The sequence below is a fragment of the Limnobacter sp. MED105 genome (genome assembly GCF_000170915.1).
Lineage (GTDB): Bacteria > Pseudomonadota > Gammaproteobacteria > Burkholderiales > Burkholderiaceae_B > Limnobacter.
The window spans coordinates 80,867-95,860 of sequence record NZ_ABCT01000002.1 but is presented as its reverse complement, the minus strand read 5'-3'; the positions used below and the strand labels follow the sequence as shown (position 1 = coordinate 95,860).

Annotated in this window: 15 protein-coding genes; 5 read left to right on the top strand and 10 right to left on the bottom strand. The window is 53.4% G+C overall.

Going from position 1 to position 14,994, the window contains the following annotated elements; genetic code table 11:
* The first annotated feature begins 55 nt into the window (after positions 1-55).
* Positions 56-1,087: a phosphate ABC transporter substrate-binding protein PstS gene (pstS, locus tag LMED105_RS03305; RefSeq protein ID WP_040512301.1), complete on the top strand. Its 1,032-nt coding sequence runs from the start codon at positions 56-58 to the stop codon at positions 1,085-1,087.
* Between the two features lie 175 nt (positions 1,088-1,262).
* The gene (locus LMED105_RS03300) at positions 1,263-2,123 is read left to right on the top strand and encodes a sterol desaturase family protein (protein ID WP_198006786.1); all 861 of its coding nucleotides are present in this window, start codon (positions 1,263-1,265) and stop codon (positions 2,121-2,123) included.
* Here LMED105_RS03300 and LMED105_RS03295 read toward each other — a convergent pair.
* The 6 genes from LMED105_RS03295 to LMED105_RS03270 all read right to left on the bottom strand — a co-directional run bounded on the left by LMED105_RS03295 (position 2,092) and on the right by LMED105_RS03270 (position 6,567).
* A complete protein-coding gene (locus LMED105_RS03295) occupies positions 2,092-2,778 on the bottom strand; it encodes an MIP/aquaporin family protein (RefSeq protein ID WP_008248142.1) in 687 nt (228 codons plus the stop codon). The two genes, LMED105_RS03300 and LMED105_RS03295, sit on opposite strands and share 32 nt — an antisense overlap.
* Positions 2,779-2,784: 6 nt before the next feature.
* On the bottom strand, positions 2,785-3,273 hold the full coding sequence (locus LMED105_RS03290) for an arsenate reductase ArsC (protein WP_008248140.1): 489 nt from the start codon (positions 3,271-3,273) through the stop codon (positions 2,785-2,787).
* Positions 3,270-3,770 (bottom strand): arsenate reductase ArsC, encoded by a 501-nt coding sequence (locus tag LMED105_RS03285; RefSeq protein ID WP_008248138.1) that lies wholly within the window; start codon positions 3,768-3,770, stop codon positions 3,270-3,272. The genes LMED105_RS03290 and LMED105_RS03285 overlap by 4 nt, the downstream gene beginning before the upstream one ends.
* Positions 3,763-4,098 (bottom strand): helix-turn-helix transcriptional regulator, encoded by a 336-nt coding sequence (locus tag LMED105_RS03280; RefSeq protein WP_008248135.1) that lies wholly within the window; start codon positions 4,096-4,098, stop codon positions 3,763-3,765. Before LMED105_RS03280 ends, LMED105_RS03285 begins: the two co-directional genes overlap by 8 nt.
* A gap of 73 nt (positions 4,099-4,171) precedes the next feature.
* The gene (locus LMED105_RS03275; protein ID WP_008248134.1) at positions 4,172-5,395 is read right to left on the bottom strand and encodes an alpha/beta fold hydrolase; all 1,224 of its coding nucleotides are present in this window, start codon (positions 5,393-5,395) and stop codon (positions 4,172-4,174) included.
* A 380-nt stretch (positions 5,396-5,775) separates the two neighbouring features.
* The gene (locus LMED105_RS03270) at positions 5,776-6,567 is read right to left on the bottom strand and encodes a PaaX family transcriptional regulator C-terminal domain-containing protein (RefSeq protein ID WP_008248131.1); all 792 of its coding nucleotides are present in this window, start codon (positions 6,565-6,567) and stop codon (positions 5,776-5,778) included.
* Between the two features lie 111 nt (positions 6,568-6,678).
* Between LMED105_RS03270 and LMED105_RS03265 the strand changes: the two genes are divergently transcribed.
* The 3 genes from LMED105_RS03265 to LMED105_RS03255 are packed head-to-tail and all read left to right on the top strand — an operon-like array spanning position 6,679 to position 9,362.
* Positions 6,679-7,689, top strand: a complete 1,011-nt coding sequence (locus tag LMED105_RS03265) for an MDR family oxidoreductase (RefSeq protein WP_008248129.1) — start codon at positions 6,679-6,681, stop codon at positions 7,687-7,689.
* The gene (locus tag LMED105_RS03260; RefSeq protein WP_008248127.1) at positions 7,682-8,587 is read left to right on the top strand and encodes a DMT family transporter; all 906 of its coding nucleotides are present in this window, start codon (positions 7,682-7,684) and stop codon (positions 8,585-8,587) included. The genes LMED105_RS03265 and LMED105_RS03260 overlap by 8 nt, the downstream gene beginning before the upstream one ends.
* A 13-nt stretch (positions 8,588-8,600) precedes the next feature.
* The gene (locus LMED105_RS03255) at positions 8,601-9,362 is read left to right on the top strand and encodes a glutathione S-transferase N-terminal domain-containing protein (RefSeq protein ID WP_040512297.1); all 762 of its coding nucleotides are present in this window, start codon (positions 8,601-8,603) and stop codon (positions 9,360-9,362) included.
* Between the two features lie 3 nt (positions 9,363-9,365).
* On the opposite strand, the gene LMED105_RS03250 is transcribed toward LMED105_RS03255, so the two are convergent.
* The 4 genes from LMED105_RS03250 to LMED105_RS03235 all read right to left on the bottom strand — a co-directional run bounded on the left by LMED105_RS03250 (position 9,366) and on the right by LMED105_RS03235 (position 14,898).
* Entirely contained in the window at positions 9,366-10,433 is a 1,068-nt protein-coding gene (locus LMED105_RS03250; RefSeq protein WP_008248124.1) for an FkbM family methyltransferase, read from the bottom strand.
* Positions 10,434-10,582: 149 nt separating this feature from the next.
* Positions 10,583-12,196, bottom strand: coding sequence for a metallophosphoesterase family protein (locus tag LMED105_RS03245; RefSeq protein ID WP_008248123.1), 1,614 nt, complete (start codon positions 12,194-12,196; stop codon positions 10,583-10,585).
* A gap of 97 nt (positions 12,197-12,293) precedes the next feature.
* On the bottom strand, positions 12,294-14,102 hold the full coding sequence (locus LMED105_RS03240) for an alkaline phosphatase (RefSeq protein WP_008248122.1): 1,809 nt from the start codon (positions 14,100-14,102) through the stop codon (positions 12,294-12,296).
* A 103-nt stretch (positions 14,103-14,205) separates the two neighbouring features.
* Entirely contained in the window at positions 14,206-14,898 is a 693-nt protein-coding gene (locus tag LMED105_RS03235) for a sterol desaturase family protein (RefSeq protein ID WP_050771133.1), read from the bottom strand.
* Between the last annotated feature and the right edge of the window lie 96 nt (positions 14,899-14,994).

The following is a 14,994-nucleotide window of genomic DNA, read 5'->3' as shown; positions in this document are numbered from 1 at the left end:
ACATTTGTAAGGCACTATGACCGTACTTTAATAAGTGAGGTGAAAAATGTTCAACATCAAAACAATCGCTACAGCGATTTCCGCAGGTGCCCTGGCCCTGAGCATGACTTCCGTGAACGCCGCTGAAATTACTGGTGCTGGCGCTTCTTTCCCCGCTCCTGTGTATTCCAAGTGGGCTGATGCTTACAACAAGGAAACAGGCAACAAGGTGAACTACCAGTCCATCGGTTCCGGTGGTGGTATCAAGCAGATTTCCGCAAAAACTGTAGATTTCGGTGCTTCCGACATGCCTTTGAAGCCTGAAGACCTGAAAGAAAAAGGTTTGATGCAGTTCCCAACCGTGATCGGCGGTGTTGTTCCCGTGGTGAACCTGCAGGGCGTGGCCCCAGGCCAGATGAAGTTGTCTGCTGAAGTATTGGCCAACATCTACTTGAACAAGATCACCAAGTGGAACGACAAGGCAATTGTTGCCTTGAACCCAGGTGTGAACCTGCCCGACCAAGACATCAGCGTGATTCGTCGTGCCGATGGTTCAGGCACAACATTCATTTTCACCAACTACCTGAGCAAGGTAAGCGCTGACTGGAAGAGCACCGTTGGTGAAGGTACAGCCGTGAAGTGGCCAGTAGGTTTGGGTGGCAAGGGCAACGAAGGTGTTTCAGCTTTCGTACAGCGCGTACCCGGCTCTATTGGTTACGTTGAGTATGCTTACGCCAAGCAGAACAAGTTGACACATACCCAGTTGAACAACGCTGAAGGTGCATTTGTTCAGCCTTCTGAAGAGTCATTCAAGGCAGCAGCTGCTGGTGCTTCTTGGGACAACGGCTTCTACGAAATCCTGACTCAGCAACCTGGCAAAGCCGCATGGCCCATCACTGGTGCTACTTTCATTCTGTTCCACACAGAACAGGCTGACGCAGCCAAGGCTTCTGAAGTATTGAAGTTCTTCAACTGGGCCTACGCAAAGGGCGACAAGCTGAGCTCTGACCTGGACTACGTTCCACTGCCAGACGAAACAGTGAAGAAGATTGAAGCCGCCTGGAAGACAGTTAAAGCGACTGACGGCAAAGCAATCTCAATGAAGTAAATTTCAACTTCGGTTGATTTGAGAAAGGCCCCGGTTTGAATAAACCGGGGCCTTTTTCTATTGTGCTTCCAATTTAATTCGTCGGCAAAGTTGGGATTGAGTACTTGCAGATACAGGGTTACGATACGTTGCAATAAATGCATTTGTTGTAATGTTCGGTTTTGTGAGCGCCCCAATGACCTTGCCCGATTATGAACAGTGGACCCTGCTGATGTATGTGGTCGCCATTCCTTATTTTTTTGCGGCCATGGCCATTGAAGGCTGGGCCATGCGCAAAAAGCCCCAAGGTTTTTACGCCGGGTATGAACTGAAGGACTCCTTGTGTTCGATTGCCATGGGTGCCCTGAAGCTGGTGACCATGGGGCTAAGCGTATTTTGGGCTTACCCCATTATGTTGTGGCTGTTTGAATACCGGGTGGTGAGCTGGGACATTTCAACCTGGTGGTTTGTGCCCCTGCTGTTGGTGGCCGATGATTTTTGTTACTACTGGTATCACCGCGTGGCCCACCGCTGTGCCGCGTTTTGGGCCGAGCATTCTAACCACCACACCAGTGAGCGTTACAACCTGAGCACTGCCTTGCGCCAATCGGTGTTGGGTCCTTTCTACACCTTTATTTTCTGGTTGCCATTGCCCCTGCTGGGTATGGACCCCTTGGTGTTGACCTTTGCGCACACCGTGAACCTGCTGTACCAGTACTGGATACACACCGAAACATTCGAGGTACACGGCTGGTTTGAGAAAGTGTTCAACTGCCCGCAACACCACCGTTTGCACCATGCCAAGAATGAGGAATACCACGACTGCAATTACGGGGGAATTCTGATTGTGTGGGATCGTTGGTTTGGTACGTACCGTGAATTTGTACCCGGCGTGAAGCCGGTTTACGGCACGCTGACCCCAGTGCTAACCACCAACCCGCTGAAGCAGGCGGTGGCGGGCTGGGGGCATTTGATTGAGAAAATGAAAACAGCGCCCGATTTCAAAAACCGGTTGCTGTGTTTGATCAAGCCGCCGGGTTGGGTGCCTGGGAAGTAGCCACTGCGTTGTTGGCGCTGAAGGCCTTGTAAAGCACCAAGGCCAGCAAACCGCCGATGACTTCAAACACCACATAAGCGGGTACATCGGCGGGTGCAATGCCAGCGAAGCTGTTGGAGAACTGCCTGCCAAAAGCAGCGGCTGGGTTTGCAAAAGAGGTGCTGGAAGTGAACCAGTAAGCTGCGCCAATGTAGCAGGCCACCATGCCGGAAACCCGTTCTGCCTTGGCCATTAAAATGACCAGCAACAGCCCGGCAGTGGCCACAATTTCACCAGTCCATATACCCCAACCTGTGCGGGCTTTCTCGGAAAACTGAAGCAGTTCCATATCAAACATTTGGTGCACCAGAATGGCACCGAAAAATGCGCCAACCAGCTGCACCACGATGTAGGGCAACAGTTCCGAACCCGGCTGGCGCTTTAGCAACACCATGCTGAGTGTGACCACCGGGTTGAAGTGCGCACCACTGATGGGGCCAAACACTTCGATCAAAATGTACAGGCCGAACACCGTAGCCAGTGTATTGGCAATCAGGGCCACACCGTTGTTGCCTTCGGACAGGTTTTCAGCCATGACACCCGAGCCAATCACAATGGCCAGCAGCAGCAAGGTGCCCAGAAACTCGGCACCCAAACGTTTGGGTAAGGAGTACATAGTCACTTAGCTCCGTGCAATTGCCGCCAGTGCTGCGTTCAGTTCCGCAGTGCTCATGCTGCCAAGGGGCAGTTGAATCAGCTGCATCATTTTGAAGGCGATGGCTTGGCGGGTCAGTTCAAACGCGCGGGGCTTGTTTTCTTCCACCTCGTTGGATGGGTCGGGGTAGCCCCAGTGAGTTTTCACCGGACTGCCTGGCCAATAGGGGCATTGCTCGGCCGCGGCGCTGTCGCACACGGTGATCACAATATCAATTTTCGGTGCACCAGGCTCGGTGAACACATCCCAGCTTTTGCTGGTGTACTGGCTGGTGTCGATGCCCACACTGGCCAATGCTTGCAAGGCATAGGGGTTCACGCGGCCGCTTGGTGCGCTGCCCGCACTGAAGGCTTTGATGTCTTTGCCATACTGTTGTGCAAGGTGGTTAAGCATGCCTTCCGACAGTACGCTGCGTGCAGAATTGTGGGTGCAAAGAATGAGTACGTTGGTGCTCATGAAGATACTTTTCCTATTTGTTCGACTTCGTGTTGAATGGCCAGTTTTTCGAGTTTTGCAATCGGCAGGGCCAGCATCAGTTCAATGCGCTTGCGCAGCAGCAGACCCACATTGCGAAACTCGTGCAAGATATGTTCATGGTCGCCTTCTGCCTTGGCGGGGTCGGGTGCACCCCAGTGCGCCAGAATGGGTTGGCCGGGCCACACCGGGCACACTTCGCCAGCGGCCTGGTCGCACACGGTGAACACAAAGTCCATTTGTGGGGCACCGGGTGCGGCAAATTCGTCCCAGCTTTTGCTGCGCAAATTGCTGGTGTCCATGTCCCAGCGTTGCAATAATTCAACGGTGTACGGGTTCACCTGGCCTGCCGGAAAACTGCCCGCAGAGTAGGCCTTGAATTGTCCGCGGCCCAGTTGGTTCAGAATGGCCTCAGCCAGAATGGAGCGGGCTGAATTGCCGGTACAAATGAACAGCACATTGAATGTTTTGTCACTCATGGTGAGCCTCGTTGTGGTGTGGTGCGGTAACAGGTGTGCAACTTTGACCTTCGCAGCAATTCTCGGTGAGGTAGGAGATCACGCCATTCATGTGGGCAAACTGCGCGCTGTAAATCAGATTGCGCCCGTCGCGAATGGGTTGTACCAAACCGGCGTTGCTGAGTTCTTTCAAGTGAAATGACATGGTGGCAGCAGGAATGTCCAGCCGCTCGCACAGTTGCCCGGGGGTAAGGCCGGCGGGGCCGGTGACGACCAAGGCTCGAAACACCCGCAAACGCGAGGTGTGAGAGAGGGCGGCCAGTGCTTTGATGATGTCATTTTTTTCCATAATTCGATAATAATGGAAATATCGAATTGTTTCGTGAAGATTTTGTGACAAACGCTAAAAAAGACTGACTAACTCAGGCTGCTTTCTTAACTGCGGAGCTTTTCGTGGGAGTACTTCGGGGTCGACGAGTTTTGGGTGCCGGGGCCTCCACTTGAGAGTGCCCACGTAGCCAGTCTGCCGCTTGCTTCCAGACATGTTCGCGAGCCTGGCTGCCCAAGATAACGCCCATGTGGCCGCCGGGGGCGAGCAAGAAGGACTTGTCTTTCGAGGCCACCATTTTCAGGCTTTTCTTGGCCATGCTGGCTGGTACAAGGTGGTCGGTTTCCCCTGCAAATACCAGCATATTGGCCGTAATGTTGCCCAGATCGGAAATTTGATCGCCGATTTTGACTTTGCCGTGCGCCAGTTTGTTGTCCACAGCAAAACGAATCATGAAGTCGCGTACCACTCCGCCTGGGTACAGCATCATGTTGTTCAGGTAGTCGGCCGTGGTGGTGTGTTGTTCAACAAAATCACGGTCGTTCAAGCGGGTTAGCAGGTCCCAGTAGGTGGTGATGCTGGCCACTGGGGCTGTTAGTTTGAAGCCCAGGCTGACCATCCAGCCGGGTGGGCTGAACAGGGTCGGGTTGATTCGATCGAGTCTGAATTCACTGTACTTGCGAATGAAGCGCGCAGTCACATTCAATGTGTTGGAGGCGAAAGCCATGATGTTCTTGCCATCGCGCAGATCGATCGGGCTGGCGACTGTCACCAGGTTTCGAATGTGTTTGTCGTGCCCGTAACCCGCGTACAACAGGCACAGCAAACCGCCCATGCACCAACCGAACATGGACAGTTCTTTGGAGCCGCTGTGCTCGCGCACGGCTTGCAGGGCCTGACCCATCATGATGTTGCTGTAGTCGAACAGGCCCAGGTGGCCATCTTTGCGCTCGGGCTTTCCCCAGTCCACCAGGTACACACGAAAACCTGCTTCAACCATGGCTTTCACCAGGCTGCGATCAGGCATCAAGTCGAATGTTTCTGTGGTGACACCAAGCGGAGGTACCAACACCAGTGGCACAGCGTGCTGTCGATTCGTAGGCGCTTCGATTTCGCCTTCGGCCAAGCTGGCTGCGGGTGTACTTGCTGTGGGGGCGTAATAGCGCACGCGCATGGGTAGGTGTTCAGCAATCACCTCATATTCAGTCTTGCCCGACTGAATCAGGATTTCCTTGCGAAAAAACCAATCCGCCGCGTTGGTCGCGGTGTTAACGGCCAACTCGTTGATTTTCAGGGCGGTTTTGAACAGTTTTTTCACGGTTGCTGCGGTGCAAGGTTGGGATGGTCGAAGTTTATACGCAGTCGGGGGCGATTCGGATGAGGGTTTACTCTAAATAGGTGGGCGTGGGCGACTTTTGGCCTGAACTTGAAGGGTCCCTGCTGCTGTTTGTTGCCCACTCGGCATGGGTTACTTGTGCCGCACTGAAAACCGCTTGATCCCTTTTTGAATTTATTCTTGCTCACCAAGCTCGGCAAAAGACATGGCTGAGTCTCGGTGTCGGCTTAAAGCCGAACGCTGCGACTAAACTCAAACGGGGCGGTTTTCTTGAAGTGCGTCCCAAGCAATCCTACTGCCGAGTTGGCTATGAATAAGCGCTCTGAGTGGGCGTAACCGTGCCAAGTGAGCAGTCAGCTTGCTCAGCTTTCCATGCTCGCCCAAAGGCTGCTCCAAATTCGCATACCCGCCTGGTCCACCTCATCCACTGCGCCTAAAAACCGCTCACGGGCCTGAACATTGACCCATTCTGCGGGTAAAAACGGGTCGTACACCACATGCTTGATTGCAGTACCGCCCAGCAAAAATGATTCGCGGGCGGCTACTTCTGGCTCAAGGCTGCCCGAGCGGTCAAGCCACGTTCGCATCTTTTTCTCCAGTTGTGCGTAGTTGGTCTCTAGTTCGCGTGGGTTCCACAGGGTGGCAATTCGGCGTTGAAGGTCGAGGTCGAAATCACGGGCTTCAAACACTGGGGCGTCTTTTTCCAGGCCCAGTTTGTACAGGCGATCGCGCACGCTTTGCAGTGTGTCTTCAATGTTGTTGGGGCGAATAAACAGGTGTTCATTCAGTGGCTGAAAGCCCAGCATCAGCAAGGCGCGTGCACGGGCGCGTTGTTGTTTGGCTTCGCTGCGTGAAAGTTTCTCAGCCTGCACCACAATGTAGCTGCCATCCCAAGGGCGAACACGGGTGCTGCGGGTGCGCCAAGCGGCAACATCGTCGGCCAGGGTGTGGGCGTCGTCGGTGAGTTGGTACAAGGCTCGGCCTGCTGACTCGATCAGGCCTTCGGCCGAAAGCCGCACCAAGGCTACACGCGTGTTGTTCACACTGATGTCGAAAATGCCGCAGGCGGCAATGGCCTGTTTGGCTGAAAGGGGGCGACCTTTGGATGCAAGCAACAGGTCGAGAATAAGACTTTTGGCGGTGGGTTTGCGCACGGCGTAGTTGTTCTTCTAAGGCAAACCTGAAGTGTATGCAAGGCAGGCCCGGCACGCAAATTTGGTGGCTGGTTTGTGCGATCATTGCCTCACCCAGAATAAGGAGACGAAATGATCAGGGCTTGGATTTCCCGGACGGCTGAGCAAGCGCAGGCCGAGCTGGAAACTCTCGATGAGTCTGAGTTTGACGGGCAGGATGTGGTGCTGAAGCTGCACTACAGTTGCCTGAACTACAAGGACGCATTGGCGCTTACCCATACTGCGCCAATTGCGCGCAAGTACCCCATGGTGCATGGCATTGATGCGGTGGGCGAGGTGATTGAATCAAACGCAGACCAATGGCCAGTGGGTACAGTGTGCCAGGTGAACGATTGGGGTTTGGGTGAAACACATTGGGGTGGTTTGGCAGAACGTGCCAGTGTGCCTGCACAATGGATCTCCCCGATTCCCGCCGGCCGAAGTGCCAGGTGGGCGGCGGCATTGGGCACTGCGGGATATACCGCTGCTTTGTGTGTGATGGCGTTGCAGGATCACCCCGTGAAACCCGAAGACGGCCCAGTGCTGGTGACTGGTGTCAGCGGTGGTGTGGGCACAGTGGCCTGTTTGCTGTTGCAGCATTTGGGCTATGAAGTGGTGGGTTTGACAGGTTCAATCGATGCAATGGGTGAGCCTGTTTCGGAATCTGCTGCCAAGCATTTTGAGCGTTTGCAGTTGGGTTCAACCCACCTGATTCACCGTGAATCCATGTCGCGCCAGGGCAAACCTTTGCAAAAAGAACAGTTTGCGGCGGTTGTGGACAGCGTCGGCAGCCACACCTTGGTGAATGCATGTGCCCAAACAAAATACGGTGGTGTGGTTGCTGCGTGTGGCTTGGCGCAGGGCATGGATTTTCAGGGTAGTGTGGCACCCTTTATCTTGCGCGGCATCACTTTGCGCGGCATTAATTGTGTGTACCGTACGCATGCCGAGCGTGACCGCGCCTGGGGTATGTTGGCGCAAGCCTTGAATGAATACGATCTGGATTTCATGATCAAGGAAGTGCGCTTGGCGCAGGCTTTGGACAGCGCACGCCTTGTGTTGGCCAATCAATTGCAGGGGCGTGTGGTGGTGAACTGTGCCTGACAAGCGGGCTTGGGCCTTGCCGTACCTGGCCCTTGTATTGAATGCTTTGGTGTGGGGGGTTTCCTGGTGGCCGCTGCGTGAATTGCAGGGTGAAGGTTTGCACCCGCTGTGGTCTTCTGCGGTTACCTACCTGCTGGGTGCGGTGGCCATGCTGTGCTTTATGCCCAAGGTGTGGGGCGAGTTTGTTCGTCACAAAGCATTGTGGTTGCTGGCCCTGGCGGCTGGCACCACCATGGTGGGTTTTAATTGGGGTGTATCCATTGGCGAAGTGATTCGGGTGGTGCTGTTGTTCTACCTGATGCCAATTTGGGCGGTGCTGATTGCGCGTGTTGCGCTGAATGAACGTATTACCCTGAAGGCTTTGTTGCGTGTGGGTTTGGCGTTTGCTGGCGCGGTGCTGGTGCTTAGCCCGAATGGAAGCCTTGGATTCCCCTTGCCTTCGAACCTTGCAGAATGGTTGGGTTTGATGGGGGGTGCGGCGTTTGCGCTGAACAACATCATGTTGCGGCATCAGGCAGCTAGAACTGCACAAGCACGGTTATTTGCCATGTTTGTTGGCGGTATTGTTGCGCCAACCGCGGTGGCTGCTTTTTTGGTGGTGGCTTTGGGTGAGGGCAATGCGTTTGTGCAATGGCCGGTGTTGCCAGGGCTTTACGGTGGCTTGGTGTTGTTGGCTTTTGCGGTCACTTTGTTGGTGGCCAATTATGGTTTGCAGTATGGCGCATCACGTTTGCCGGCCAATGTCACTTCGGTGGTGATGTTGTCGGAAGTGGTGTTTGCAACTTTGTCGGCCATTGTGTTGACCAATGAAGTATTGACACTGCAGGTGGGAATTGGCGGCGCCATGATTTTGCTGGCAGCTGCTTTAAGCGCACTTGAAAACAAGGATGCGCATTGATGGGAGGAAAAACATGAATCATTTGTTGAAGGTGGCCATGGCCACAGCGGCGTCTACACTGCGCGGCTGGCAGGGCATGGTGGTGACTGAGCCTGCTGTGGTTCAACCTGAGAAACCGCTGAAACTGTTCGAGTTCGAAAGTTGCCCCTATTGCCGCTTGGTGCGCGAAACCTTGACAGAGTTGGCTTTGGATGCAGACATCTACCCTTGTCCAAAAGGTGGGGAGCGTTTTCGGCCCGAGGTGCTTGAATTGGGTGGCAAAGCCCAGTTTCCCTTTTTGGTGGACGATAACACTGGCATGAAGTTGTACGAGTCCGCCGACATTATCGAGTACCTGTACACCACCTACGCCAAGCGAGCTGTGCCCTTGCGCGTTAAGGCTGCCTTGCCGCAGGCCGTGTCTAGCCTTGCCAATTCAGCTTTGGGTTTGGGGGCGGGTACCAAGGTTCGTGCATCGACAAAGCCGGAGCAAATGTTGACGCTGTACAGTTTTGAAGCATCGCCGTTTTGCAGGCCAGTGCGTGAAACGTTGTGTGAGCTTGAAATTCCCTACCACTTGGTGAATTTGGGCAAAGAGCAATTTGCAGACATGGGTGTGAATGGTGTGCACGCTGCTGTGGGTGAATACAACCCGGTAAAGGGCGGCAAACGTGAGCAGTTCATGGCCAAGACCAACAAAATGATGGTGCCATATCTGGAAGACCCGAACACGGGCAAAGCCATGTTCGAATCCAAGGCGATTGTGCAGTACCTGCTTGAAACCTATGGCGGTTGAGGTTTATTTCGGGATGAAGAACATCACTGTTTCTGTCCAGCCTTCGGTGTAATGGCGTAAATACACTTTGTAGTCGTTGCGTACACCGAGAATGATTTCAGGCACCTGCCAAAAATGCGCGGGGTCGTGGTACACCGCCACGGCCAACTTGGGGTGGTCTTCCTGAATATGCCACTTCATGCCTTCAAGTGCTTTGGGTTCCGCACCTTCCAGGTCAAGTTTGATAAAACTCACGGATTCTGTGACCCGATTGTCGAGTGCATCCACATTAATTTGTACGCTGCCTGTTTCCGAAATTTTGCAGGCGGAGCCAGCATCTGCGTCGAATGATAAAGTTTGCTCGGTATCCAACAAACCTACCGGGTGGAAGTGAATATCTCTGTGTTTGGATAGCTGGGCTTTGGCCTTGATCAATGTGGTTTCGGTGGGTTCAAAAAAGTGTACTGAGCCATATTGTGGGCAGCGTTTGATGAATTCTTCCGTGGTGTAACCATCGAATCCGCCACCATCTACGAACACCTCGCCCGGTTCAAAATTTACAAAGGGCTCAAAATATTGCTGGTCGGCTGTGTAATCGAAAAACCGCATGGCGCGCAGGTTGGCGTTCAGGCGAAATTCCATGACGCGGTTAAACACTTCTCGTGATTCCTGGTCGGCGAACAGGTCACGCACCCACTCGAATTTTTCCGGGTGGCTCGCATATTCTTTTTGCGTATCTGCTAAGGCCTGAACTTGCGGCAGCTGAAAATGACTGGCATCGGCCACCGCAAAGTAATCCATCGACACCACGCCATTAAGGCGCAGCAATTTATTCATGGCTGTTTTGGGACGCGCCTGTGTCACTGTTGAGATCACCATGCTGCCCGCTGGTACCTGAGCCAATTTCAAAACTGGTTTGCCGCGATACTCCGTGGCGGTGGTGTACTCGTCAATAAAGCCGTCCAGGTTTGTGCGGTTGGCCACTGCGTCTGCAAACTCGTTAATGCCCAGCACAAAGCGTTTCTGGGTAGTGTTGCCAAAAAATTCCGCATGAAAGGCGGCGGCGTGGGCTTTTTGACTGAGTTGTTTCATGGCGATGCGCGTAAAAGGTGGCGATGAAACCAGTCTAAAGACATCGTCAGCGGTTGAAGCTTTGGAAAAGCGAGGGAAAACAGGTGCTTATGGACTATTTTAAAACAATGCCCCGTTCGCTCCTGATGATACGAACGGGTCAACAAACCTCACCCGATCAGGTTTGGGTAGGCTTTTCGATACTGATGTAGGGGGGAGCCGGGCAAGGGTTGATCATGTGCGCAGTTTCGCGCCAGCGTATGCGCGTAGATACGTTGCCAGTCGTAGGCTTTGGCCAGTTCCTGCTCGGTGCGGGGAGGTTTCACGAACGACTTTGCGATTCGAAGCGGACGAGGACGGACTTCGAATTCATCCACCAATTCAAAGTCTGCTTCTACACTTTCATGTTGAACACGCGAGCGATTGTCACTGGCCAAAGGCGGCGTGCCGAAATACTGGCTGACTATTTTTCCTGGGCTGATGGTGTATTTACTAAAACCCAACCCCACGAAATGTTTTTCTGACCAAGCAGATATCTCGGGTTCAAATTCGCGAATGGATTGGCCGCCAGTTCCGGTCATCACCTGCACATAGCCCAACGGGTTGGGTAACCCGAGCACCATAGGCTTGGATCGCTGGTACACATGGTCATGACCACACAACACCAGGTCTACCCCGTAGCGCAGCAGAATTTGATCCTCTACTGCAATCAGCGTGGGGTTACCCGGTGCACGGCCTTCTTGATCAGTCCAAATGGTGTAGTGCTGGAAGATAACGATGAAATCAATTTGGCCTAGCGCTCGTCGTAGCGCTGCCATGGCCAAGTCCGCCTCGAGAGTGGCCATTTCCTTTAGAATTTTTCCATCTTCCAGAAAAGCACCTGCTGTGAATCCGAAAAAATGAACGCGGTTGTAGTCAAACGAGAAAAATGACACATCACCCGGTTGATTGAAGCGATTGTTGAATGCGTAATCCTTGAAAGGAAGCAGGGGAACGTTGGCCGCCACGCTGTCTTTGTTCTCATGGTTTCCGGGTACGGCCATGGTGGTGGTTGTGGCAAGCAGGGCTTGGTTTTGATTAAACCACACATCCCAAATTGCTTGTTCGCCATTGGCATAACTTAAATCACCTGCCAACAGCAACAGATCGTGTTTGTGCTGTGGCTTCATTAATTCGGCGGTGAGGCGTTGGGGCAGTTCACCAATGCCATGGTCACCGAAATGAACCATGGTCCAGGTGTCGTTGGCTTTCGGGGTTGGCTCAATTATGAATACATCAGACCAGCCGCCGTTTTCAGATCCGACCCGATAGCGAAATGGCCTCTCAGGATCGATACCGGCCACCACCACTTTGTGGGTTTGATTGTCCAGCCCCGTGGTTTGACTTGTGGATGCCATGGCCACATTTGGGAGCGGATTTTGTACCGCATTCTTGGCAGCATCGATGGACATGCCTTCCGGTATTGGCCCCCATTGAATTTCCGAGGCTGGGCTGTCAAGGCCATCGGTGAACCAGCACAAGCCGCGTGACGTCGCAGCGTCGTTGAACAAAGAGGCATGAACACCACGCGGTGGGTGACTGGCAGGAATCACAACCGGTGGCTCAACCGGATTTGGGGCGACAGGCTTATCTGGCGATTCTGTCGGATTCGTGGGGTTTGGTATCGCCGTATTCGCCAGTGGTGTCGTATCGTCGGAACCACACGCATTCATCAGGCCCAGCATGGGAACGCTGGCACCCAGCTTGAGAAAGTGTCGTCGTTTTGCTGATGTGTTTGAATCCATGTGTGCCCCCTGTTGTCTCTGATACTCGATAACAAGGGGTGTGGCTTCGAGAATACTCTCAGCAAGACAAGTCAGAAAAACGTCATGCTTTTCTCGTTTAGTTGGGCATCGGGATCGGGAGATTGATGGGCAGTACCCCATCAAATCGGTTGCTGCCACGCTGCACGGTGAACGATTTGCGCATGCCCTCGTTTTCAACGCCAATCAGCGACTCGTCCGTGATGCTTTGCGCATATTTCCAGGTCACGTCCATTTGTTCGCGTTGCATATTGATCAACGCAAAACCCTTGGTTTTCAGTTCGCTGTATTTGATGTGCGGGTTGAGCACGGGCAATAGCGTGGACACTAAATCAGCCACTTCATCTGGAAAGCCTGAAGAGGTCACCGAGGGGGTCACAATTTCCACGCCCAAGCTGCGTTGAAGCTGGTTACCACCAATCAGGGCGATCGGGTTTTCATACAGTTCAATGGCCCAGCTGGTGTGAATGTCGCCGGTCAACACCACCAGGTTTTCAATGCCGATGTCTTTGATCAGGTTGAACACGCGGTTGCGCTCGGCCACATAACCATCCCACTGGTCCATATTGATACTGACCAAATTGCCCAGTAGCTTTTGATCCAGCAACTCGACTTGAGGTGCTTCCAGAATATTCAGTTGACCAAACATCACTTGCTGTCCTAAAACAGTCCAAATGCTATTCCTTTGTTTGGCTTCAAACATGCGGTCACTCAGCCAGCGGCGTTGCTCAAACCCCAGCAATTGTCGATCCGGATTGAAGCGATCCGGGTCTACAGCCATGATTTCAGCCTGTTTGTCGCGACCTACAATGCGGGTGTCCAGCATGATGAGGCTGCACAAATCGCCCACTTGAAAATCGCGGTAAATCACTTCACGCGGGTCGGGTGCCAATGTGTTTTCATCGCGAGGGAAGCGTTCGCGCAATGGCATCCAGTTGTAGTAGGTGCGAATGGCCGTGGCTTTGCGCTCTTGATAATCGCCTTCCTCGGCTTGGTGGTTCTCGGCCCCGTCCTTGTAAGCATCGTTGGTGATTTCATGGTCGTCCCACACGGCGATCATGGGGTGCGTGGCATGCAAGGCTTGCAGCTCGGGGTCGGCTTTGTATTGTTGGTGACGCAGCACATAGTCTTCGCGGCTCACCATTTCTTTTTGCGGGTTTGGTGTGCGGGCAATGCCGTTTCGTGTCAAGCCTGCGCCACCACCACCGCCTTCGTACAGGTAGTCGCCCAGGTGAACGACAAAATCAAGTGGTTCGCGGCGCACCATCTCGTACACCGAGAACAAACCTGCCGGGTAATTGGAGCAACTCAGCGTGGCAAACTGCACCGATTCCACTTCCCCGCTGGGCAGCGTTTTGGCATGGCCGATGCGGGATTTTTGACTGCCAGCCACAAACCGGTACAGAAAGGCCTGGTTACCTTGAAGTTCAGGCATTTGACCTTGCATGAAGCGTGAGTCGCTGTACAGGGCTTGGTTGCCCAAGTCCACTTTCACCGTGTAGTCGCGGTCGCGAAATGCGGTGAATTCGCCCAGGCGGTTGACGGGACCTTCCTGAAATGTTGAATCCCATTGAGTCATGTCAGCCAGGGGTTCTTCCAGCAGCACGTATTCCAGCATCACCGGGATTTGATCGATGTTGGCATTGCGCGGTGACAGGGCAGTCCACAAAATAACTGCTTCGGCCGTGGGGTCGCCGCTGCTGATACCCCAGGGAAAGGCGCCTGCCGGGTTTAGCATTTGATCGACTGTTTCGCTGGGTGTTACCGGATTGCCTGGGTTGCCAGGATTCGCCGTGTTGCCAGTGTTCGATCCGTCAGAACCGCAGGCAACCAAAGCAGGCAGGGACAAGCCGGCAAGGCCGGTGCGAAGAAAGTGACGACGATCCATGGTGTATCCAGAAAAAACGATGGGTTTGTCTTGATACTGCTTGCGTAGCCGCTTTGGTTTTGGAAGAACATGTCAGCGTGACTGGTCACGCCAGCGTCATAAATTACCGTCTGTCCCATGTCCCCATCAACCAATCCATGATGGGGTAGGTAATGTTGAAATTCTTGTGCGCCATAATCCGTTGGTCGTGGTGCGTGGTGTGCAGCCGGGCAAACCGCGTAAAGCCGGGTATGCGATGCACCCAGTGGTCTTCTTTCAGGTGGTAGGAAAGGTGTAGTAACTCATAGTTCAGGTAATACGCCATGCCTGTGGCCACCAGCAACAGGGCCACGTTGGGACTGAACAGCCAGGCCAGTAAAAAGCCCATGGGTACAAAAAATGCCGCCACAAAAAAGCCAACTATCGCGATTGGAAACAACACGGCTTTGAAGTCCTGATTGCTGTCGATTTCCATGTGGGTATCGGTGAAAAACTTGTGGTGTTGTAGCGAGTGCCGTTTGTACACAAAGCCCAAACCTTTCACGGGGCGATGCATGGCGTACTTGTGGCCTGCCCATTCGGCAAAATTGGCATACAAAAAGGTGGCGGGAATGGTCAACCATTCAAGCATGCTGGGGGAATCAAGCCAGTAGATACACAGTGCAATCACGCCAAGTCCCAAAGTCATGGTCATGGCCAAGTGCAAATAGCCTTGATAGCCTGCTGAAATGAACTCGGCCCGGTAGTTGGCCCGCACCGATTGAACGACTGAGTTTTGAGATTCTTTGGGCACCAGATTTTTAACTTTGGCGTGCATGGTATTACTGTCTCCCACATTATGAATTTTATTTTGTAATGTTAGATTGCCCCTGATTGCCTTGAATTTCAAGTGCTTTTGCAAGCACATGGTTGT

What these genes read in the sequence shown, in the direction of transcription:
- LMED105_RS03240 (WP_008248122.1), bottom strand. Translation starts at nt 14,102, where the DNA reads ATGGATCGTCGTCACTTTCTTCGCACCGGCCTTGCCGGCTTGTCCCTG.
- LMED105_RS03290 (WP_008248140.1), bottom strand. Translation starts at nt 3,273, where the DNA reads ATGAGCACCAACGTACTCATTCTTTGCACCCACAATTCTGCACGCAGC.
- LMED105_RS03295 (WP_008248142.1), bottom strand. Translation starts at nt 2,778, where the DNA reads ATGTACTCCTTACCCAAACGTTTGGGTGCCGAGTTTCTGGGCACCTTG.
- LMED105_RS03250 (WP_008248124.1), bottom strand. Translation starts at nt 10,433, where the DNA reads ATGAAACAACTCAGTCAAAAAGCCCACGCCGCCGCCTTTCATGCGGAA.
- LMED105_RS03285 (WP_008248138.1), bottom strand. Translation starts at nt 3,770, where the DNA reads ATGAGTGACAAAACATTCAATGTGCTGTTCATTTGTACCGGCAATTCA.
- LMED105_RS03235 (WP_050771133.1), bottom strand. Translation starts at nt 14,898, where the DNA reads ATGCACGCCAAAGTTAAAAATCTGGTGCCCAAAGAATCTCAAAACTCA.
- LMED105_RS03255 (WP_040512297.1), top strand. Translation starts at nt 8,601, where the DNA reads ATGAATCATTTGTTGAAGGTGGCCATGGCCACAGCGGCGTCTACACTG.
- LMED105_RS03265 (WP_008248129.1), top strand. Translation starts at nt 6,679, where the DNA reads ATGATCAGGGCTTGGATTTCCCGGACGGCTGAGCAAGCGCAGGCCGAG.
- LMED105_RS03300 (WP_198006786.1), top strand. Translation starts at nt 1,263, where the DNA reads ATGACCTTGCCCGATTATGAACAGTGGACCCTGCTGATGTATGTGGTC.
- LMED105_RS03245 (WP_008248123.1), bottom strand. Translation starts at nt 12,196, where the DNA reads ATGGATTCAAACACATCAGCAAAACGACGACACTTTCTCAAGCTGGGT.
- LMED105_RS03280 (WP_008248135.1), bottom strand. Translation starts at nt 4,098, where the DNA reads ATGGAAAAAAATGACATCATCAAAGCACTGGCCGCCCTCTCTCACACC.